Origin of the sequence: Paracoccus sp. TOH (assembly GCF_030388245.1) — a bacterium.
Classification (GTDB): Bacteria; Pseudomonadota; Alphaproteobacteria; order Rhodobacterales; family Rhodobacteraceae; genus Paracoccus; species Paracoccus simplex.
The window spans coordinates 844,522-865,178 of the sequence record NZ_CP098361.1 but is presented as its reverse complement, the minus strand read 5'-3'; the positions used below and the strand labels follow the sequence as shown (position 1 = coordinate 865,178).

Genomic DNA, 20,657 nt, shown 5'->3' with positions numbered 1-20,657 from the left:
CGCCATCATCCGCGAAAAGCCCAGGGAGTGCCGCCGGTGACCGTCGACGTGCTGCTGATCGAGGACGAGCCCAGCATCGCCGAGGCGGTCCGCTTCATCCTGTCGCGCGAGGGCTGGCGCTGCGAGCAATGGCCCGAGGGCTGCGGCGCCGTCCAGCGCATCCGGGCGCTGGCGCCACGGCTGGTGATCCTGGACCTGATGCTGCCCGGCCGCAGCGGCGCCGAGATCCTGGCCGAGCTGCGCGGCGATCCGCAACTGCGGAGGCTGCCGGTGCTGCTGCTCAGCGCGCGCGGCCAGGCCAACCTGCCCGAAGGCGCCGACCGCACCCTGCCCAAGCCCTTCGCCAATGACGACCTGCGCGCCGTGGTGCGCGAATTGCTGGACGCCGCATGAGGCTGATGGCGCGACGCCTGTTCCTGGGCCGGGACGCCTATCGCCGGCGGCGCCTGGCCGATGCGACGCGGGTGGTGCCGGTGCTGTTCGCGCTTCTGGCGGTGCTGCCGCCGATTTGGCTGCCGCATCATTTCAGCTATGCCCGCGGCGCGGTCTGGCTGGCCGTCAGCTGGGCACTGACCATCGCCGTCACCGCCGCGCTGCATCGCGCGCTCGGCCGCGCGGGGGCGGAGGACGAGGATGACGCCTGAAACGCTGGGCGCCGCATCGGTCGCCTATGTCGCGCTGATGTTCCTGCTGGCCCATGCCGCCGACCGCGCCGCCGCGGCCGGCCGCTGGCGCTGGATGGACCGGCCGGCGATCTACACGCTGTCGCTGTCGGTCTATTGCTCGGCCTGGACCTTCTACGGCGCGGTCGGCTACGCCACCCGCTCGGGGCTGGAATTCCTGACCATCTATCTGGGCCCCGGCATCGTCTTCGCTGGCGCCTGGTGGGGATTGCGGCGGCTGGTGCGCGTCGCCCGGCTGCATCGCGTCACCTCGATCGCCGACCTGATCTCCAGCCGCTTCGGCAAATCCGCCGGTCTGGCGGCGCTGGTCACGCTGATCGGCGTGGTGGCGGCGACACCCTATATCGCACTGCAATTGCAGTCGGTCTCGATGGCGCTTTCGGCCTTCGCCAGCGACCAGCACGCCCTGCCTCGCAACGTCGCGCTTTGGGTGGCGGTGGGGCTTGCGGCCTTCGCCATCCTGTTCGGCACCCGCAACCTCGCCGCCGACGAGCGGCACCATGGCGTCGTCATGGCCATCGCGGTCGAGGCGGTGGTCAAACTTGCCGCCTTCGTCGCCGTCGGCGGCTATGTGCTTTGGGGCATCGCCGACGGGCCCGGCGACGTGCTGGCCCGCATCGACCGCATGGCGATCTCGGCCGGGGGCGAGGGCTGGCTGATCCGCCCCGAGCGCTGGTTCGCGCTGATCATGCTGTCAGGGGCGGCGGTGATGGTGCTGCCGCGCATGTTCCACGTCCTGGTGGTCGAGGCCAGCGACGAGGACCGCCTGCGCCAGGCCGGCTGGGCCTTTCCGGCCTATCTGGCCGCCATGTCCTTCCTGGTCCTGCCCATCGCCGTGGTGGGGGCGGATATGCTGCCCAAGGGCTCGAATCCCGATCTTTACGTCCTGGCCCTGCCTTTGTCGCAGGGCCGCGAGGCGCTGGCGACGCTGGTGTTCCTGGGCGGCTTTTCCTCGGCCATGTCCATGGTCGTGGTCAGCGCCATCGCGCTTTCGACGATGATGGCCAACCACTGGCTGGTGCCGCTGTGGCTGTGGCTGCGCCAGGCGGCGCTGTCCGAGCCGGCCCAGGCGCCCGAGGATCTGGGCGCGCTGATGCTGAACGCCCGCCGCCTGGCCATCGTCGCGGTGATCGGCGCCGGTTGGTTCTATCACCACATGTCGGGCGGCACCTCGGCGCTGGCGGCGATGGGAACCGTGGCCTTTTCCGGCATGGCGCAGGTGCTGCCGGCAATGATCGCCGGGCTGCTCTGGCGCGGCGCCACCCGCCGCGGCGCCATCGCCGGCATCCTCGCCGGCGCCGGGATCTGGAGCGGGATGATCTTCCTGCCCTCGCTGGGCCTGGTTTCGCAGCCGGCCCTGCCGGCCGACATCGACCCCTTCGCCGGCGCGGTGCTGCTGGCCCTGTCGGTCAACCTGCTGATGCTGATCCTGGTCTCGCTGCTGGATTTCCCCGACCCGACCGAACGGATGCAGGCCCTGTCCTTCGTCCATGCCATCGCCCCCGATGCCGCGCCGAAAAAGGCCGCTCCGGCGGTGCAGGCCGAGGCGCTGCTGACGCTGGCCGGCCGCATCTGGGGCGGCGAAACCGCGCTGGAGATGTTCCGCCGGGCCGCCGACGACCAGGGCAAGACCGGCTATCTGCCCGATCTGACCCCGCGCCTGCTGGCGGATTTCGAGCGCCGGCTGGCCGGCACCGTCGGGGCGGCCACCGCCTCGGCGCTGATGACCCGGGTCGGCGGGCGCGGCGGGGTCACGGTCGCCGACCTGATGGCGGTGGCGGGCGAGGCCAGCCGCGCCCGCGAGGACAACCGGAGGCTTGAAAGCACCTCGGCCGAGCTGGCCCGGACCGCGGCCATGCTGCAGGAAAGCAACGAGAAACTGACCGCGCTCTCGGCGCAGAAGGACGCCTTCCTGGGCCAGATCAGTCATGAGCTGCGCACCCCCATGACCTCGATCCGGGCCTTTTCCGAGATCCTGATGGAGCCCGACCTGCCCGCCGAGGATCGCGCCCGCTTCGCCGGCATCATCCATGACGAGGCCGGCCGCATGACCCGGCTGCTGGACGATTTGCTCGACATCTCGGTGCTCGAGGCCGGCAAGGCGCGGCTCAAGCCCGAGGTCTTCAACCTGCACGACCTGATCGAACGGGCGCTCGTCTCGGCCGGCGCCAGCGCCGGTGGGCGGGATTTCGCGATTCGCCGCAATGCCATCGCCGAGCACCTGCCGGTGATCACCGATCCCGACCGGCTGTTGCAGGTGCTGATCAACGTGATCGCCAATGCCCGCAAGTATTGCGATTCCGAGACGCCGGTGATCCGCATCGAAACCCGCCGCACGCCCGAGGGCGGAACCGAGATCGACATCGGCGACAACGGCTCGGGCATCGGCGCGGAAAACCGGGCGCTGATCTTCGAGAAATTCGCCCGGCTGAACGATCCGGCCCGGGCCGGCGGCGCCGGGCTGGGTCTGGCGATCTGCAAGGAAATCATGGAGTTCCTGGACGGCTCCATCGCCTATCTGCCCGGCCAGGGCGGCGCCTGCTTCCGCATCGCGCTGCCGCCACGGCCCCGCCGTCGGGCGGATATTGCCGAAAATGCCCGGGGTTAAATCTTTTCGCAACCAGTCCATGCCATGCTGCCCCAGAGAAGGTATTGATTCGGTCTGGTATGGATAACGCAGCAACGGCACGGGCGGCCCGCACCGATATCGGCGGGACGGAACCGGGCACCATCGCCGCCGCGGCCCCGGCTTCGGTCCTGCGCCGCTGGATCGCCGCCAGGGAAAGGGCGCGGGTGCTGCCGGATACCGCCGGCAGTCGGGTCACGCCGGAATTCCGCATCGAACGCGCGGTGGCCACCGCGCTTGGCCGCGCCGCCGAAAAGCAGGCCCGGCTGCCGGTTTTCGTGGAACATGTCGAACTGGCGGGCATGACCTTGCCGGAACTGCCGGAATTCCTGCCCGAACGCGCATTGCTTGCCATTGTCGAGGGCCGGCGGGACGCGATCGGCGTGGTGGCGATCTGCCCCGCCTTGCTGACCTCGCTGATCGAGATGCAGGCCATCGGCCGGGTCACCGCGCGCCCGGCGCAACCACGCAAGCCCACCCGCACCGACGCGACCCTGGCGGCGGATTTCGTCAATGCGCTGCTGGCCGAACTGGCGCGGGAATGTGTCAGCGGGGGCGAGGGGGTGCCGGATTTCGGCACCTTCCGCTATGCCACCTATATGGACGATCCCCGGCCGCTGACTCTGATGCTCGAAGACGCCCCGATGTCCCGTCTGACCCTGCGCTTTCGCATCGGCGCGGGCGGTCAGCGCGACGCGGTGCTGATGATCGCGCTTCCGGCCGAGACGGGGCCCGGGTTGCCTCGTGCCGACAGCGCCAAAGGGGCCGAGGCGACCCTGCCGGCATCGGCCCCGCCCCCCGCCGCCCCGGCCTCGCTGGCCGGAATCGTGCGGGACACGCCGATCCGGCTGGCCGGGATTCTGTGCCGCCGCAAGATCAGCCTGCAACAGTTGCGCAATCTCGGGCCGGGCTCGCTGATTCCGCTGCCGCAGAACGTGCTGGACGAAGCGCGGATCGAAACCCCGCTCGGCCAGCTTCTGGCCCGCGGCCGCCTGGGCGAGGCGGACGGTTTCCACGCCATCCGGCTGCGGGATCTGGCCCGGGAAGCGGCACATGCGCCGGAAATCCGCCAAGCCGCCTGGGAAACGGACGGCCTTGCGCTTCCGGGTCAGCCGGCAGCCGCGGCGACGCAGCGCATGGCGACCCCGCCCGAACCGCCCCTCTCGGACCGCGACGATCCCGACGCCTTCCGCCCGGACGGGCCGGACCCGGCCGCGCCGCCGTTCCGCGCGACCGGCTAAGACAACCGCCGCGGCAAAGGCCATGCTTCGGCGGGACATGCTCCGGTCATGCAGCTTTTACGCGACTTTTCCCGATTTCGAGCCGTGGAGCGGCATCCCCTGCCACCCCCGGTCCAGATTCCCCTTGAAAAATGTGCCGTCTGGACGCATGTAGCTTGCGCCCGCCAAGGCGCGGGTCACCCCCACAGGAGAAGACATGGCCAAGGAAGAAATGCTCGAATTTCCCGGCGTCGTGAAGGAACTCCTGCCCAATGCGACATTCCGGGTCGAGCTAGAGAACGGCCATGAGATCATCGCACATATGGCAGGAAAGATGCGCAAGAACCGCATCCGGGTCCTTGCCGGCGACAAGGTTCAGGTGGAAATGAACACCTACGACCTGACGAAGGGGCGGATCAATTACCGCTTCAAGTAAGCCCGCGGACGCTGTTGTCCCCGGCATGACGACGGCGGTTTCGGCAGCGGATGCGCCTGCGGCGCGGCTCGACGGCCGACCGGAACTGGTGCTCGGCTCAGCAAGCCCCCGTCGCCTGGAATTGCTGGCCCAGATCGGCATCGTCCCCGACCGCGTCCTGCCGGCCGAGATCGACGAGACCCCGCATCGGGACGAAAAGCCACGCGACTATGTCCGCCGCATCGCGCGCGAAAAGACCGCCGCCCTGCTCGGCTGCACGGATGGTGCCGTCCTCTGCGCCGACACCGCGGTCGTCGCCGGCCGCCGGATCCTGGGCAAACCGGCGGACGCGGCAGAAGCCCGGCATTTTCTGGACCTGCTTTCGGGACGGCGGCATCGCGTCCTGACCATGGTGGCGCTGGCTCATCAGGGCCGCTTGCGCGAGCGCCTGGTCGAGACGACCATCCGCTTCCGCCCGCTCTCGCCGGCGCAGATCGACCGCTATCTGGCTTCGGCAGAGTGGCAGGGCAAGGCCGGCGGCTATGCGATCCAAGGCCGCGCCTCGGCCTTCGTGACCTGGATGCAGGGATCATACAGCGCCGTCGTCGGCCTGCCTCTGGCCGAGACCGCGACCATGCTTGCCGCCATCGGAATTCGGGAACGGGTGGAATGAAGGGCCGACAAATCGTTCTGGGCCGGCTTTTCGGCCGCGACGCCGCCGCGCTGATGCAAGATGGCCAGCTCGAGGATCTGATCGTCGATCCGGCCGGCGTCACGCCGCTGGCCCCCGGCGCCATCTGCCGGGCCAAGGTCGACCGCCTCGTGAAGGGCCAGGGCGGCGTGTTCCTGCGCCTGCCCGAGGGCGCGCGCGGTTTCCTGCGCGACCGCTCCGGCCTGCGCGAGGGACAATCGTTGCTGATCCAGATCAGCGGCTGCGCCGAGGACGGCAAGGCGATTCCGGTCTCGGCCAGACTGAATTTCCGCGGTCGGCATGTGATCGTCACGCCCGGCATCCAGGGGGTGAACGTCTCGCGCCGCATCCGCGACGCCGCGCTGCGCGACACGCTCGTCCAGCTGGGCGAAAGCGCCCTGGAGGGCCAGGCCGAACCGCCCGGCATCGTTTTCCGCAGCGTCTCGGCCTCCGCTGCGGAAGCCGAGGTCATGACAGAGCTGCGTCAGCTTCTGGACCTGGCCGGCGCCGTTCTCGCCGATCAGGAAGGCCTGCCGGAACTGCTGCTCGACGCGCCGGAACCGGCCGAACAGGCCTGGCAGGACTGGGCCGATCCGCCACCCGACGCGATCGAGGATCACCCCGATGCCTTCGAGATGAGCGGCGCCGAGGCGGCGGCGCACCGATTGCTTGGACCGCGCGTTGAGCTGGGCGGCGGCGCCTGGGCCGAGATCGAGGCTCTGCGGGCGCTGGTCGCCATCGACGTGAATACCGGCAGCGACCATTCGCCTGCCGCCGGACTGAAGGCCAACATCGCCCTGGCGCGCGATCTGCCGCGGCAGCTGCGTCTGCGCGGGCTCGGCGGCCAGATCGTGGTGGATTTCGCGCCGATGCCCAAGCGCGACCGCGGCACGCTCGAACAGGTGCTGCGCGCCGCCTTCCGCACAGAGACCGCCGAAACCGTGTTGATCGGCTGGACTGCCATGGGTCTTTACGAGATCAGCCGCAAGCGCGACCGCATTGCGCTGTCGCGGCTGGCCGAGCCGGAGCAGGACCGATGAAATGCCCCATCTGCGGCAAGCCCGCCTCTGACCGCTACCGTCCCTTCTGTTCCCGGCGCTGCGCCGATGTCGACCTGGCGCGGTGGTTCCGCGGCGATTACCGCATCCCGGGCGAACCGGTTCCGCGCGACGGCGAGGAGGAGTGAAATTTTCACTTTTGGCTCTGGACAGCCGGCTTCGGCTGCCATAACAACGCGCCATTCCAAAGCGAGACGCTGCGGAGCCCGGATAGCTCAGTTGGTAGAGCAGCGGATTGAAAATCCGCGTGTCGGCGGTTCAAATCCGTCTCCGGGCACCATTTATCAGCATTATTCACTGTTTTCCTTGCTGTTTACCAGCTAGGCCCAGGCACTTTCGGTCGCATTGATCGAAGATGTTGCCGTGCCCCGGCGCTGTCGCGGGCCAGCTTTGGCAGAACATCGCACGAGCTTCGGCACGAAAATTTCGGCGTGGCTGTCAGTAGCGGTTTCGGCTGCGATGTCTCCGCCGCAGACCAGCACGGACTGGAGGTCACAGCCTTGTCGCAGCCGGCATGAAGCCGCCCGACCAGGACGATCCGGCCAGGGCTGTCATCGACCCCGGGTTGCTGGGTTTGGACCCGAGGTCAGCCGGCCAATTCACCGAGAGCTTCGAATCGCGGCTGGCGGGCTATGCTGTCGGCGCTGGCCGGTCCGGGTGGAGTGCACCGTCCGGCCGCATCAGGGCCCATCGGGCCGGTTTTTTTCCGCAGCCTGTCAATGCCCACCTAGCCGATTTTCCGGCGGGTCAGCTGGCTTGGCGGCCTGGCACGAGCCCTGCCGCATCGCGGCACGACGGAAATAGAGGCGACAGAAAATTACAATTTCTGCTCAATGGATGTTGCATTATTGCGTGTAGATTCGTAAAACCAGCCACACAACCCGCGCTGATTCTGCGCCGCGGCGGAGGCCTCGGTTCAAGGAAGCGGCAAGAAAGGACTCTGAGATGGCCCTGGACCAACCGACCCCGATCGCGCCCTATGACGCACCGGAAAAGGACCTTTACGAGATCGGCGAGATGCCGCCCCTGGGCTATGTGCCCAAGCAGATGTACGCTTGGGCCATCCGCCGCGAACGCCATGGCGAACCCGACAAGGCCATGCAGATCGAGGTGGTCGAGACCCCGCCGATCGACAGCAACGAGGTGCTGGTGCTGGTGATGGCGGCCGGCGTCAACTACAACGGCATCTGGGCCGGCCTCGGCGTGCCGATCAGCCCCTTCGACGGCCACGGCGCCCCTTATCACATCGCGGGCTCCGACGCCTCGGGCATCGTCTGGGCGGTGGGCGACAAGGTCAAGAACTGGAAGGTCGGGGATGAGGTCGTCATCCATTGCAACCAGGACGACGGCAACGACGAGGAATGCAACGGCGGCGACCCGATGTATTCGCCCAGCCAGCGCATCTGGGGCTACGAAACGCCGGATGGCAGCTTCGCCCAGTTCACCCGGGTGCAGGCCCAGCAGCTGATGAAGCGGCCGCGCCACCTGACCTGGGAGGAATCGGCCTGCTACACGCTGACGCTGGCCACCGCCTATCGCATGCTGTTCGGGCACGAGCCGCATGAACTGAAGCCGGGCATGAACGTGCTGGTCTGGGGCGCCTCGGGCGGCTTGGGCAGCTTCGCCATCCAGCTGATCAACGCGGCGGGCGCGAACGCCATCGGCGTCATCAGCGACGAGGACAAGCGCGAATTCGTCATGTCGCTGGGCGCCAAGGGCGTGATCAACCGCAAGGACTTCAAGTGCTGGGGGCAGCTGCCCACGGTGAACACCCCCGAATACAAGGAGTGGTTCGCCGAGGCGCGCAAGTTCGGCAAGGCGATCTGGGACATCACCGGCAAGGGCAACAACGTGGATATCGTCTTCGAGCATCCCGGCGAGGCGACCTTCCCGGTCTCGACCCTGGTCTGCAAGAAGGGCGGCATGGTGGTGATCTGCGCCGGCACCTCGGGCTTCAACTGCACCTTCGACGTGCGCTACATGTGGATGCACCAGAAGCGCCTGCAAGGCAGCCATTTCGCGCATCTGAAGCAGGCGAGCGCCGCGAACAAGCTGATGCTGGAACGCCGCATCGACCCTTGCATGTCCGAGGTCTTCCCCTGGGCGGAGATCCCGCAGGCGCATCTGAAAATGCTGCGCAACCAGCACAAGCCCGGCAACATGGCGGTGCTGGTGCAGTCGCCGGTCACCGGCCTGCGCACCTTTGAGGACGCGCTGGAGACGGGGCGCCGCTGACCCCGGCCCCCGGCGCATATGGGCCGCCCGGCGCGAGGAGGCGTCGGGCGGTCCTTTCGTCTGCGCAAAGGCCGGAAAAGCCTGCTGCTCTGTCAACAGGCAGAATAAAATTGCCTTAGCACTTGATGTTCTTGGATTTCCGGCAGCGCCAGCAAAGCATTCCGCCGAAAACATCGGCATTTTGCCCAAATATTACCCTGACCCCATTCAAAATGCCTGAACCTTGGGCTAAGGAGCCCTCCGACCCCAAGGGAAGGATTCCGCGACATGCCGCAGATCGATGACAAGCTGGCCCCCATCTATGAGGAAGTGGTCCGCCGCAACGCCGGCGAGCCCGAGTTTCATCAGGCCGTCCGCGAAGTGCTGGAAAGCCTGGGCCGGGTGGTCGCCAAGCGCCCGGACTATCTCGAAGACGCGCTGATCGAGCGCATCTGCGAGCCCGAGCGCCAGATCATCTTCCGCGTGCCGTGGACCGATGACAAGGGCCGGGTGCAGATCAATCGCGGCTTCCGGGTGCAGTTCTCCTCGGCCATGGGCCCTTACAAGGGTGGGCTGCGCTTCCACCCTTCGGTGAATGTCGGGATCATCAAGTTCCTCGGCTTCGAGCAGATCTTCAAGAACGCGCTGACCGGCCTGCCCATCGGCGGCGGCAAGGGCGGCTCGGACTTCGATCCCAAGGGGCGCTCGGACGGCGAGATCATGCGCTTCTGCCAAAGCTTCATGACAGAGCTTTACCGCCATCTGGGCGAATATACCGACGTGCCGGCGGGCGATATCGGCGTCGGCGCGCGCGAGATCGGTTACATGTTCGGCCAGTACAAGCGCCTGACCAACCGCTACGAGGCCGGCGTGCTGACCGGCAAGGGGCTGTTCTATGGCGGCTCGCTGGCCCGGAAAGAGGCGACCGGCTACGGCAACACCTATTTCACCCAGGCCATGCTGCAGACCGGCGGCAGCGATTTCGACGGCAAGCGCGTCGTCGTCTCGGGCTCGGGCAATGTCGCCGTCTACACCATCGAGAAGGTGCAGGAATTCGGCGGCAAGGTGCTGGCCTGCTCGGACAGCTCGGGCTATGTCGTGGACGAGGGCGGCATCGACCTTGATCTCCTCAAGGAAATCAAGGAGGTGCGGCGCGGCCGCATCTCGCAATACCTGCGGATGAAGGGCGAGGGCAACGGCGCCTATTTCGTGAAGTCCGGCGAAGGCTCGATCTGGGACGTGGCCTGCGACGTCGCCATGCCCTCGGCCACCCAGAACGAGCTGACCGGCAAGGATGCCAAGAAGCTGGTGGCGAACGGCGTGACGGCAGTCGGCGAGGGCGCGAACATGCCCTGCACGCCCGAGGCGATCCGCGCCTTCCAGCAGGCCGGCGTCAAGTTCGGCCCCGGCAAGGCGGCGAATGCCGGCGGCGTCGCCACCTCGGCGCTGGAGATGCAGCAGAACGCCTCGCGCGACCGCTGGTCCTTCGAGAAGACCGAGGCGAAGCTGGCCGAGATCATGCGCGACATCCATGACAGCTGCTACAGCACCGCCGAGGAATTCGGCGCCCCCGGCGATTACGTGATCGGCGCCAATATCGCCGGCTTCATCCGCGTCGCCGAGCCGATGCGCGCCTTCGGCGTGATCTGAGCCCTGCGCGGGCCGGCGATCCCGGCCCGCCTTGCCAGTCCCGAACCGGACCGCTAAGGCGCGGGGATGGTTTTCACGGGTCGTCCTGCATGCTGATCTTCGTCAAGCCCCGCATCGTGCTGCTGTCGGTTCCCAAGACCGGCACCACCGCGCTGGAAGAAGCGCTTTCGCCGCAGGCCGAGATCGCCTTTCGCGCGCGGGCCGAGATCAAGCACCTGAACCTGCGGCAGTATCTCAACCGCATCCGGCCGCTGCTGTCCCCGCTGGGCGGGCCGGAGTTCCAGACCGTGGCGGTGGTGCGCGAGCCGCTGGACTGGCTGCGCAGCTGGTATCGCTTCCGCGCCCGCGATCGCCTGATCGGCCATGCCAACAGCACCGCCCATGTCAGCTTCGAAACCTTCGTCCGGGACTACCTGCGCCCCGGCGACCGGCCCGATTATGCCCGGCTGGGCCGACAGTCGGAATTCCTGACCGACAACGCGGGCGGCATCGCCGTCGACCATGTCTTCCGCTACGAGGCGATGCCGGCGCTGGTCGCCTTCCTGTCGGAACGGCTGGGCAGCGCCGTCGACCTGCCGCGCCGCAACGTCTCGCCGCAGGCCGCGACCGACCTTGCGCCCGAGACCGAGACGCGGCTGCGCGCGGAACTGGCGCCGGAATACGCGATCTGGCAGGCGGCGCGTCAGGCGCCGTAAAGCGCGCGGGCCCGATCCTCGAAGGCGCGGACGATGCGCGACATGGCCTCGCCGAACACCACGCCGATCACCTTGCCCAGAATGGCGTTTCGGAACTCGAAATCCACGAAGAACTCGACCCTGCAGCCGCCTTCCGGCAGGTCGGCGAAGCTCCAGCCGCTGCGCAGATACTTGAACGGCCCGTCGAGATATTCGGTGTCGATCCGCTTCGTCTCGGGCCACAGCGTCACGCGCGAGCCGAAGCGCTCGCGGAAGACCTTGAAGCTGATGACCAGGTCCGCCTCGACCACCTCGCTGCCCGAAGCGCCGGGCCGGCGCGAACGGATGCGGGCGGCGGTGTTCCAGGGCAGGAACTGGGGATAGCTTTCAATATCCGCCACCAACGCATACATCTGGTCGGCGGTATAGGGCAGGATGCGGCTGTCGCTGTGCTGGGGCAAGGAATCGTCCGGGGCCGTTCGTTTCGGGCAGCACTAGCAAAGGAAAGGGGCGATGAACAACCTCATCTGGCTGATCCGGGCTTCGCGCTGGGCCCGCAACCCGCCGAAGGCCCGCACCGTCAAGCTGGTGCTGGCGGTGATCGCGCTGGGTCTGCTGCTGGCCGGGCTCGAGCATTTCGGATTCTGGCCGGACTGGGCGACCATGGACCGGCCGCGCGGTCTGCACCTGCAGCGCCCGTAAGACCGCCCGCCGCCCCTTCACCGTTTCCCAAATACCCCCGCAACCGCGCCATCAGGCGCAGCGGCCAGGCTGCTTCGTTCCGCACGCACTCATGCGGCCGCGCCATCCGCGCCGTCGCGGCCGGCCTAGATCCCGGCCGCCTTGAACGTGTCGCATTGCCCCATCTGCCCCGAGGAAAAGCCGCGCTTGAACCAGGTCTGCCGCTCGGCGGCCGAGCCATGGGTGAAGGCGTCCGGCATCGGCGCACGGCCGGCCTTTTCCATCAGCGTGTCGTCACCCACCGCGGCGGCGGCATTGATCGCCTCGTCGATGTCGCCATCGTCGATGCTGTTGAACTGCTGGCTGGCATGGCGAGCCCAGACGCCGGCGAAGCAGTCAGCCTGCAGCTCGGTCAGCACCGAGATGCGGTTCGCCGTCACCTGGTCGCTTTGCTGACGGGCCTGCATGGTCTGGCCCAGGATCCCCAGCAGGTTCTGCACATGGTGCCCGACCTCATGCGCGATGACATAGGCAAAGGCGAAATCGCCGCCCGCGCCCATTCGCCCGCTCATGGTGCGGAAGAAATCGGTGTCCAGATAGACGGCGCGGTCGTTCGGGCAATAGAACGGCCCCATGGCCGATTGCGCCGTGCCGCAGGCCGAGCTGTCGATGCCGGAAAACATCACCAGCGTCGGATCGGCGTAATCCACCCCGGCCTGCTCGGGCAGGACGCCGGCCCAGACCTCCTCGGTATCGGCCAGCACCACCGAGACGAACTGGCCGATCTCCTGCTCTTCCTGGGTCAGCTCGCGCGGCTGGCCCTGCTGCTGGCCGCCATTGTCGATGGTCCCGACCAGGGGCGAGATATCGATGCCGAAGAAATAGCCCACCGCCAGCACCACCAGCACGCCGACGATCCCCATGCCGCCCGCACCCGCCCGGCCGATGCCGCGCCGGTCCTCGACGTTCCTGCTGCCGCGTCTGCCCCGCCATTCCATCGCCACCTCCCCCGCCGGCAACCGCGTCGGCCCGGCCCTCATGCCAGATTTATCCAAAGCCCGGCCCGGCGCAACACCGACGGAGGCTTGACAGTTCCGGTCCCAGCCCGCAGCACGGGCCGAAACGATGGGGGCAGGCATGTTCGACTGGGTGGTTTCGACGATCGAAAGCTGGGGCTATCTCGGCGTGCTGATGCTGATGGTGGCCGAGAACGTCTTTCCGCCCATCCCGTCCGAGGTGATCATGCCGCTGGCCGGCTTCCTGGCCGGCAGCGGCCGCTTGTCGCTGACCATGACCATTCTCGTCGGCACGCTGGGCTCGGTGCTGGGCACGCTGATGTGGTATTACATCGGCCTCTGGTTCGGCGAGGAGCGGCTGAAACGCTTCGCCGCCCGCCATGGCCGGCTGCTGACGCTCTCGCCCTCGGATATCGACGCGGCGCATGACTGGTTCCAGCGTCACGGCGCCATGGCGGTTTTCTTCGGCCGCATGATCCCGGCGATCCGCACGCTGATCTCAGTTCCCGCCGGACTGGCGCGCATGCCGATGTGGAAATTCCTGCTCTATACCGTGATCGGCAGCGCGCTCTGGACCGGGGTGCTGACCTTCGCCGGGCTGCTGCTGCATGAAAACTACGCGCTGGTCGCGGATTGGGTCGATCCGCTGTCCAAGCTGGTGGTGATCGCCGTGGTGGCGATCTATCTTTACCGCGTCGTCACCTGGAAGCCGCATTGAGTTCACGCGATTGGCACTTGCCGGCCGCCGCACGCGGCCCTAACCGGAGGCCCATGAACGGATTTTCGAGCAAGCACATCGCCGTGACCGCCGCCGCGGGCTCCGCCGCGCTGCTGGCCGCGGCGCTGATCTTCCAGAGCCTCGGCTATGCGCCCTGCGAGCTCTGCATCCTGCAACGCTGGCCGCATCTGGCCGCCGCCGTCATCGGCGGGCTGATCTGGTTCTTCGGCTGGAAGCGCTGGCTGGCGGCGCTGGGACTGATCGCGGCGCTTTGCGCCACCGGCCTTGCCATCTATCACGCCGGCGTCGAACTGAAGCTGTGGCTGGGGCCGCAGCATTGCTCGGGCGGCGTGTCGGGGCTGGCCACCATGTCCACGCAGGATCTGATGGCGGCGCTGGAACAGGCCCCAGTGGTCCGCTGCGACGAGGTGGCCTGGAGCCTGTTCGGCATCTCGATGGCGGGCTGGAACGCCATCCTGTCGGCCGGGCTTGCGGCGCTGTGGCTCGCCTCGGTCCGCGGCCGCCGGCGCGAGGCCGGGCTGGCCTGAGGACGGATTTCCCGCCACGCCCCGGCCCGTCAAGATTGCACCCAAGGCGGGTATGGGATAGACCCATGCCCAACAAGATCTTGAGGTTTCCCCGTGGCTGACATCCCTGAAAACGACGACGATACCCCCGAGAACGGCGGATCGGAGCGCGCCGTGATGCATCACGACGGCCCGGTGATCGACATCTCGCACGAGATGCGTTCCTCCTATCTCGACTATGCCATGTCGGTCATCGTCAGCCGGGCGATTCCCGACCTGCGCGACGGGCTGAAGCCGGTGCATCGCCGCGTGCTCTTCGCCATGCACGAGACCGGCAACACCCATGACAAGCCGTATCGCAAATCGGCCCGCCCGGTCGGCGACACCATGGGTAAATATCACCCGCATGGCGACGTCCCGATCTACGACGCGCTGGTGCGGATGGCGCAGCCCTTCTCGATGTCGCTGCCGCTGCTGGACGGCCAGGGCAACTTCGGCAGCATGGACGGCGACAACCCGGCGGCCATGCGCTACACCGAGGTGCGGATGGACAAGCCCTCGGCCTATCTGCTGATGGATATCGACAAGGACACCGTCGATTTCCAGGACAACTATGACGGCAAGGACCGCGAGCCGACCGTCCTGCCGGCCCGCTTCCCGAACATGCTGGTCAACGGCGCCGGCGGCATCGCCGTCGGCATGGCCACCAATATTCCGCCGCACAACCTGGGCGAGGTGGTGGACGCCACGCTGGCGCTGATCGACAACCCGGACCTGCCGACCGAGCGGCTGCTGGAGATCGTGCCTGGCCCGGATTTCCCGACCGGCGGCATCATCCTGGGCCGCTCGGGCGCCCGCAAGGCCTATCTGGAAGGGCGCGGCAGCATCATCGTGCGCGCCAAGACCCGAATCGAGGAGACCCGCGCCGGCCGCCAGGCGATCATCCTGGACGAGATCCCCTATCAGGTGAACAAGGCCAGCCTGATCGAGAAGATCGCCGAGCTTGCCAAGGAAAAGCGCATCGAGGGCATCGCCCATGTGCAGGACGAATCCGACCGCGTCGGCGTGCGGGTGGTGATCGAGCTGAAGCGCGACGCCACCGCCGAGGTGGTGCTGAACCAGCTGTTCCGCTTTACCCCCATGCAGACCAGCTTCGGCGCCAACATGCTGGCGTTGAACGGCGGCCGGCCCGAACAGTTGACGCTGCGCGACTTCCTGACGCATTTCATCGCCTTCCGCGAGGAGGTCGTCGCCCGCCGCACCGCCTATGAGTTGCGCAAGGCACGCGAACGCGCGCATGTGCTCTGCGGCCTCGCCGTGGCGGTCTCGAACGTGGACGAGGTGGTGGCGACGATCCGCAGCTCGGCCGACGCCGCCGAGGCGCGGGCGCGGCTGATGGAGCGGCGCTGGCCGGCGCATGAGATCGTCGAATACCTGCGGCTGATCGACGACCCGCTGCACCCGGTCAACGAGGACGGCACCTACAACCTGTCCGAGACCCAGGCCCGCGCCATCCTGGAACTGCGCCTGCAGCGCCTGACCCAACTGGGCGTGCAAGAGGTCACCGACGAGCTCAAGACGCTGGCCGATGCCATCCGCGAATTCCTGGCCATCCTCGCCTCGCGCGAACGGATCATGGGCATCATCTCGAACGAGCTGACCGAGGTGAGAACCCAGTTCGCCGTGCCGCGCCGGACCGAGATCACCGATTGGGCCGGCGATCTGGATGACGAGGACCTGATCGAGCGCGAGGACATGGTGGTCACCATCACCTCGGGCGGCTATATCAAGCGCACCGCGCTGGCCGAGTTCCGGTCGCAGCGCCGCGGCGGCAAGGGCCTGTCCGGCATGGCGACCAAAGAGGACGACGTGGTGACGACCCTGTTCGTCGCCAACACCCATACCGAGCTGCTGTTCTTCACCACCGACGGCATGGTCTATCGGATGAAGACCTGGCGGCTGCCCCTGGGCGGGCGCACCGCCAAGGGCAAGGCCATCGTCAACATCCTGCCGATCCATCCCGGCGTTTCCATCGCCGCGCTGATGCCGGTCGATGCGCCGCAAAGCGAATGGGACGACTACCAGGTGGTCTTTGCCACCTCGGAAGGCGACGTGCGCCGCAACGCGCTCTCGGATTTCGCCAATGTCATGCGCAACGGCAAGATCGCCATGAAGCTGCCTGAAGGGGTCGAGCTGATCGGCGCCCGCATGGCGACCGGGAATGACGACGTGATGCTGGTCACCGCCGCCGGCCGGGCGATCCGCTTCCCGACCACCGACGTGCGGGTGTTCAAGGGCCGCGATTCGACCGGGGTGCGCGGCATCCGGCTGGTGAACGACGGCGACAAGGTGGTCAGCATGTCGGTGATCCGGCATTTCGAGGCCGGGTCCGAGGAACGCGCCGCCTATCTGAAGATGCGCCGCGCCGTGGCCGGCGCGCTGGATGACGGCGCCGAGGAGGACGAGGACGAGGATGCCGTGGCCGAAACCGCGATCTCGCAGGAGCGCTATGCCGAGATGTCGGCGGCCGAGGAGCTGATCCTGACCATCACCGCCAAGGGTGCCGGCAAGATCAGCTCCAGCTTCGACTATCCGTTGCGCGGCCGCGGCGGCCAGGGCGTCATGGCCATGGACAAGGCGATGCGCGGCGGACCGCTGGTCGCCAGCTTCCCGGTCGAGGGCGACGACCAGATCATGCTGGCGACCTCGACCGGCCAGTCGATCCGGGTGCCGGTGGACGGCATCAGCTTCCGCTCGCGCTCGGCCGGCGGGGTGCGGGTCTTCCACACCGCGCCCGGCGAGGAAGTGGTTTCTGTTGCCCGCATCGCCGAGAATGGCGAGGATGAGGCCGAGGAATGAACCGCCGGGGCACCCTGCCCCGGCCGCGCCTTGCCGGCAAACCAAGGGGATGTGATTGAACAGGCATGACTCGCAGCTGAGCGAGCGGTTGCGGACCGGCTTCCTGGGCGTCATCGCCTTCGGCCTGATCCTGTTCCTGCTGGTTCAGGCCCGTTTCATCCTGATCTGTCTGGCCTTCGCCATCATCATCTTCTCGCTGACCAGCGATGCGATCTCGGCCTTTGCGCGGCTCAAGGTGCCGAACTGGCTGGCGACGACGCTGGCGCTGATCGCCATCGCCGTCGGCCTGCTCTGGGCGGCAACGGCGGTAGTGGCGCAGGTGAACGAGGTGGTCTCGACCGCCATCGCCTATGCCGACCGGGCGCAGGCGGTGCTGTCCAGCCTCAGCCAGCGCTGGGGCCCCGGCGCGCAAGAGGCCATCGCCACCTTCACGGGCAATATCGACGTCGCCGGCTGGCTGCGCTCGGCCGCGGCGCAGGCCTCGAACCTGATCTCGGGCTCGGTGCTGATCCTGACCTTCGTCGGCTTCATGTTCAGCGAGCGGATCTGGTTCCCGGTCAAGATCGAGCGGTTGACCGGCGACCCCGACCGCGCCCGGCAGGTGCTGGGCACGGTGCATGTCATCATGCGCCGGGTGAACCGCTATCTGGTGGTCAAGGCCGGGATCAGCGCCGTCACCGCCGCGCTGATCTGGGCGATCTTCCGGCTGGCCGGGCTGGAGCTGGCCGGGGCGATCGCCATGCTGACCTTCATTCTGAATTTCATCCCGACGCTGGGCTCGATCATCGCCACGGTCATCGCCATCGTCCTGGTTCTGGCGCAGACCGGCGATCCGACGCTGACGCTGACCTTGGGCGGTTTGATCACGGCGGTGCAGTTCGTGGTCGGCAATGTCTTCGACCCGATGCTGCTGGGCCAGACGCTGCGGCTGTCCTCGTTCGGGATCGTGTTGTCGCTGGCCTTCTGGGGCGTGGTCTGGGGCATCGCCGGCACCTTTCTGGCGGTGCCGATCATGGTGGCGGTGATGATCGTCTGCGCGCAGATCCCCTGGTTGCGCCCGGTCGCCATCCTGTTGTCGCAGGAGGGCCTGCCAGAGCAGGAACCGTCCAGCGGGCTGCGCCGCTAGCCGCCGCTTGCCTCAGGCCTGATGCGGCGGCACGGGCCGGGGGGCGGCCTCGGGCGCGGTTTCGTCCTCGCCCTCACCCTCACCCACGGTCTTGTCCTCGCCCTCGCTCTTGTGCAGGAAGATGTCCTGCGCGATGCGCACACTGCCGGGCAGCACGATCCCCGCCGCCGCGAAGCGCTCAAGGATCTGGTGGTTGATCTCGGACACCACCGAGGCGCCGCCGTTGATGTCCGACAGCATGGCGCGCAATTCGAAATTCTGGCCGGTCGGGGCAATGCTGCGCAGCAGCACCGCGGGGGCGGGGTTGACCAGCACCGTCGGCTGATCCTCGGCGATTTCGCGCAGCAGATCGCTGACCAGCCGGCTGTCGGTCGCCACGGTTACCGTCACCGGCACGATGATCCGCCCGACCAGGCTGCCGCGCGTCCAGTTGGTCACCGGCTGGGTGATCAGGTTCGAGTTCGGAACGATCACCTGGGTGCGGTCGAAGGTCTCGATCTGGGTGGCGCGCACCGCCATCTTGCGCACCGTGCCCTGCTGGCCGCCGACCTCGATCCAGTCGCCGACCGCGATCGGCCGCTCGACCAGCAGGATAATGCCCGAGACGAAATTCGACACCACCTGCTGCATGCCGAAACCGATGCCGACCGACAGCGCACCAGCCACGAATGCCAGCGAGGTCAGGTCGATCCCCGCCGAGGTGACGGCAAAGACCGCCGCCAGCGCCACCCCGACATAGCCGATCATCGACGAGACCGCATTCTGCCCGCCCGCATCCATCCGGGTCTTGGGCAGGATCGAGCTGCGGAAGGCGCCCTGCACGAAACTGGTCAGCGAATAGCCGACCGCGAAGACGATCAGGAAGGTCAGGATGGCCATGGGCGACAGCCGCACGCCGCCGAAGGCAAAGCCCTGCTGCGCCTTGGTCCAGGCCTCGGCCAGGTCGCTGACCCGCGCGCCCCAGATCAGCGCGAACAGCGGCAGCGACAGCAAGATCAGCGCGAAGCCGACCAGCACCGGCATCAGCGCGTCCCGCGCCGACTGGTCGCCGCCCTTGGCCATGGCATAGAAATCGGCGATGAAATCCTGCAGGATGATCAGCAGCCCGACCAGCGCCAGCGTCAGAACCGCGGCCCAAAGCAGCGCATTCCCCGCCGTCACATAGCCCGCCGCCGCCAGAACCGGCGTCACCAGCGCCAGAAGCCGGCCGGCCATGGCCAGAAAGTTCACCACGCGGATGCGGTAATCCGGCGTCTCGGAAGCCTCGTTCGGGCGCAGGCCGCGCAGCACGTTGCAAAGCTGGAACAAGCAGAAGGCGCCGAACAGCACCAGCAGGAGGTGCCAGACCCCGGCCGAGGCCTCGCTGAGCCTTTCGGGGACGGTGCCGGTGTCGTTCTGGCTGTGAAAGCCGGACAGCGGCAGGATGGTGCGGGCGAAAAGCTGGTGCAGCGCCAGGGCCGAGGCCAGCAGCGTGGCGCGGAACTGCGCCTTGGCGCGGCGCTCGGCGCTCATCGGCAGGGGCGGCTGCACGCCGGTGTCGGGGGCCGGGAACAGCCCGCGCGCCAGCCAGATGCCGCCGAAGAAGGACAGCCCCGCCGCCGGCACCGAGCGCAAGAGCGGCAGGCCCCAGTCGTCGAACAGGTCGGTCGCGCCCAAGGCCGCCGCGAACAGGATCACCCCGATCAGCGGAATGGCGATCTGGCCCAGCGAGACCCCGAAGATCAGCGCCGCCCGCGACCGCTCGCTGGCCCGCGCCGACAGCCGCGACGGCAACGAGTCGATCCAGTGCCGACCGCGCGACAGCAGCAGCAGCGCCACCAGCAGGAAGCCCGCGATGGCCGGCAGCCGCGCGGTGAAGCCAGACATGCCGCCGGTGCTGTCCCAGCGGTCGCGCGCCTCGGCATAGATCTTGCCTGCGACCTGGCCGGCCTCGGCCATGGCCGGCGGCCAGTTCGCCGGATTCAGCGGCGAGGGCGTCTTGCGGATCAGCGCAAAGGTCTGGCGGGCGCGCAGCGTCTGGTCGATCTGGGTGACGATGCCATCGGCGCGGCCATGCGATTCCACCGCCTGCAGCCCCGGCGCCTGCAGGGTCGAGAGCTGTTCGTTCAACTCCTTGCGACGGGCGGCGATGTCTTCGGATTCCGTCTGCCCTTCGGTCGGCGCCGGGCCAAGTGCGGCGATCTGGTCCTTGAGCGTGGCGATGCGGGTGGCGTTGATGCCCTGCGCCTCCTTGAAGCGCTCGCGCCATTTCACCACCTCGTCGCGGATGGTCTGCAGCCGCGCATCATTGGCCGAGCCGGATTCCAGGATCTGCTCGGCCTGTTCGGCCAACTTGTTCCAGGCGTCGTAATCCGGTGCCTGCGGATCCTGGGCCAGGGCCGGCCGCGCCAGCCCCAGCGACAAGGCCAGCAGCAGCACGACGGCGACCGTCGCGAAGCGGGACAGCAGGGCATGGCGGGGCGCGCGGCGGGCCTGGGGCCGGGACGGGGCAGAAGGCAT

Annotated in this window: 19 protein-coding genes and 1 tRNA gene; 17 read left to right on the top strand and 3 right to left on the bottom strand. The window is 67.8% G+C overall.

Going from position 1 to position 20,657, the window contains the following annotated elements; genetic code table 11:
* Positions 1-36 precede the first annotated feature (36 nt).
* The 12 genes from NBE95_RS14850 to NBE95_RS14795 all read left to right on the top strand — a co-directional run bounded on the left by NBE95_RS14850 (position 37) and on the right by NBE95_RS14795 (position 11,252).
* Positions 37-393 (top strand): response regulator, encoded by a 357-nt coding sequence (locus NBE95_RS14850; protein ID WP_289895013.1) that lies wholly within the window; start codon positions 37-39, stop codon positions 391-393.
* 5 nt (positions 394-398) lie between these two features.
* A complete protein-coding gene (locus NBE95_RS14845) occupies positions 399-644 on the top strand; it encodes a hypothetical protein (RefSeq protein ID WP_289895012.1) in 246 nt (81 codons plus the stop codon).
* Positions 634-3,291, top strand: a complete 2,658-nt coding sequence (locus NBE95_RS14840) for an ATP-binding protein (protein WP_289895011.1) — start codon at positions 634-636, stop codon at positions 3,289-3,291. Before NBE95_RS14845 ends, NBE95_RS14840 begins: the two co-directional genes overlap by 11 nt.
* Positions 3,292-3,350: 59 nt before the next feature.
* Positions 3,351-4,550, top strand: coding sequence for a FliM/FliN family flagellar motor C-terminal domain-containing protein (locus tag NBE95_RS14835; RefSeq protein ID WP_289895010.1), 1,200 nt, complete (start codon positions 3,351-3,353; stop codon positions 4,548-4,550).
* A 196-nt stretch (positions 4,551-4,746) separates the two neighbouring features.
* Positions 4,747-4,965 (top strand): translation initiation factor IF-1, encoded by a 219-nt coding sequence (gene infA, locus NBE95_RS14830; RefSeq protein ID WP_010397442.1) that lies wholly within the window; start codon positions 4,747-4,749, stop codon positions 4,963-4,965.
* 25 nt (positions 4,966-4,990) lie between these two features.
* Complete coding sequence (locus NBE95_RS14825; protein WP_289895009.1) at positions 4,991-5,617, top strand: nucleoside triphosphate pyrophosphatase; 627 nt, start codon at positions 4,991-4,993, stop codon at positions 5,615-5,617.
* Positions 5,614-6,675 carry a ribonuclease E/G gene (locus NBE95_RS14820; RefSeq protein ID WP_289895008.1) on the top strand — a complete coding sequence of 354 codons (1,062 nt, stop codon included), beginning with the start codon at positions 5,614-5,616 and terminating at the stop codon, positions 6,673-6,675. Before NBE95_RS14825 ends, NBE95_RS14820 begins: the two co-directional genes overlap by 4 nt.
* Positions 6,672-6,821, top strand: coding sequence for a DNA gyrase inhibitor YacG (gene yacG, locus NBE95_RS14815; protein ID WP_289895007.1), 150 nt, complete (start codon positions 6,672-6,674; stop codon positions 6,819-6,821). The genes NBE95_RS14820 and yacG overlap by 4 nt, the downstream gene beginning before the upstream one ends.
* A 76-nt stretch (positions 6,822-6,897) precedes the next feature.
* A tRNA-Phe gene (locus NBE95_RS14810) sits at positions 6,898-6,973 on the top strand.
* 665 nt (positions 6,974-7,638) lie between these two features.
* Entirely contained in the window at positions 7,639-8,928 is a 1,290-nt protein-coding gene (gene ccrA, locus NBE95_RS14805; protein WP_289895006.1) for a crotonyl-CoA carboxylase/reductase, read from the top strand.
* A 267-nt stretch (positions 8,929-9,195) separates the two neighbouring features.
* Complete coding sequence (gene gdhA / locus NBE95_RS14800) at positions 9,196-10,557, top strand: NADP-specific glutamate dehydrogenase (protein WP_289895005.1); 1,362 nt, start codon at positions 9,196-9,198, stop codon at positions 10,555-10,557.
* Between the two features lie 89 nt (positions 10,558-10,646).
* Positions 10,647-11,252 (top strand): gamma-glutamyl kinase, encoded by a 606-nt coding sequence (locus NBE95_RS14795; protein ID WP_289895004.1) that lies wholly within the window; start codon positions 10,647-10,649, stop codon positions 11,250-11,252.
* Here NBE95_RS14795 and NBE95_RS14790 read toward each other — a convergent pair.
* Positions 11,240-11,692, bottom strand: coding sequence for a type II toxin-antitoxin system RatA family toxin (locus NBE95_RS14790; RefSeq protein WP_019352157.1), 453 nt, complete (start codon positions 11,690-11,692; stop codon positions 11,240-11,242). The genes NBE95_RS14795 and NBE95_RS14790 overlap by 13 nt on opposite strands.
* 52 nt (positions 11,693-11,744) lie before the next feature.
* Here NBE95_RS14790 and NBE95_RS14785 point away from each other — a divergent pair, with 52 nt between their 5' ends.
* The gene (locus NBE95_RS14785) at positions 11,745-11,933 is read left to right on the top strand and encodes a hypothetical protein (protein ID WP_289895003.1); all 189 of its coding nucleotides are present in this window, start codon (positions 11,745-11,747) and stop codon (positions 11,931-11,933) included.
* 125 nt (positions 11,934-12,058) lie between these two features.
* Here the strand turns inward: NBE95_RS14785 and NBE95_RS14780 are convergent, their stop codons facing one another.
* Positions 12,059-12,910, bottom strand: coding sequence for a neutral zinc metallopeptidase (locus NBE95_RS14780; RefSeq protein WP_289895944.1), 852 nt, complete (start codon positions 12,908-12,910; stop codon positions 12,059-12,061).
* Between the two features lie 139 nt (positions 12,911-13,049).
* Between NBE95_RS14780 and NBE95_RS14775 the strand changes: the two genes are divergently transcribed.
* The 4 genes from NBE95_RS14775 (at position 13,050) to NBE95_RS14760 (ending at position 18,158) form a co-directional block, all read left to right on the top strand.
* Positions 13,050-13,646: a DedA family protein gene (locus NBE95_RS14775; protein WP_289895002.1), complete on the top strand. Its 597-nt coding sequence runs from the start codon at positions 13,050-13,052 to the stop codon at positions 13,644-13,646.
* Positions 13,647-13,699: 53 nt separating this feature from the next.
* Positions 13,700-14,194, top strand: coding sequence for a disulfide bond formation protein B (locus NBE95_RS14770; RefSeq protein ID WP_289895001.1), 495 nt, complete (start codon positions 13,700-13,702; stop codon positions 14,192-14,194).
* 156 nt (positions 14,195-14,350) lie between these two features.
* Positions 14,351-17,032, top strand: a complete 2,682-nt coding sequence (gyrA, locus tag NBE95_RS14765) for a DNA gyrase subunit A (protein ID WP_289895943.1) — start codon at positions 14,351-14,353, stop codon at positions 17,030-17,032.
* Between the two features lie 55 nt (positions 17,033-17,087).
* Entirely contained in the window at positions 17,088-18,158 is a 1,071-nt protein-coding gene (locus NBE95_RS14760; RefSeq protein WP_289895000.1) for an AI-2E family transporter, read from the top strand.
* Between the two features lie 12 nt (positions 18,159-18,170).
* On the opposite strand, the gene NBE95_RS14755 is transcribed toward NBE95_RS14760, so the two are convergent.
* Complete coding sequence (locus NBE95_RS14755; RefSeq protein WP_289894999.1) at positions 18,171-20,657, bottom strand: DUF3772 domain-containing protein; 2,487 nt, start codon at positions 20,655-20,657, stop codon at positions 18,171-18,173.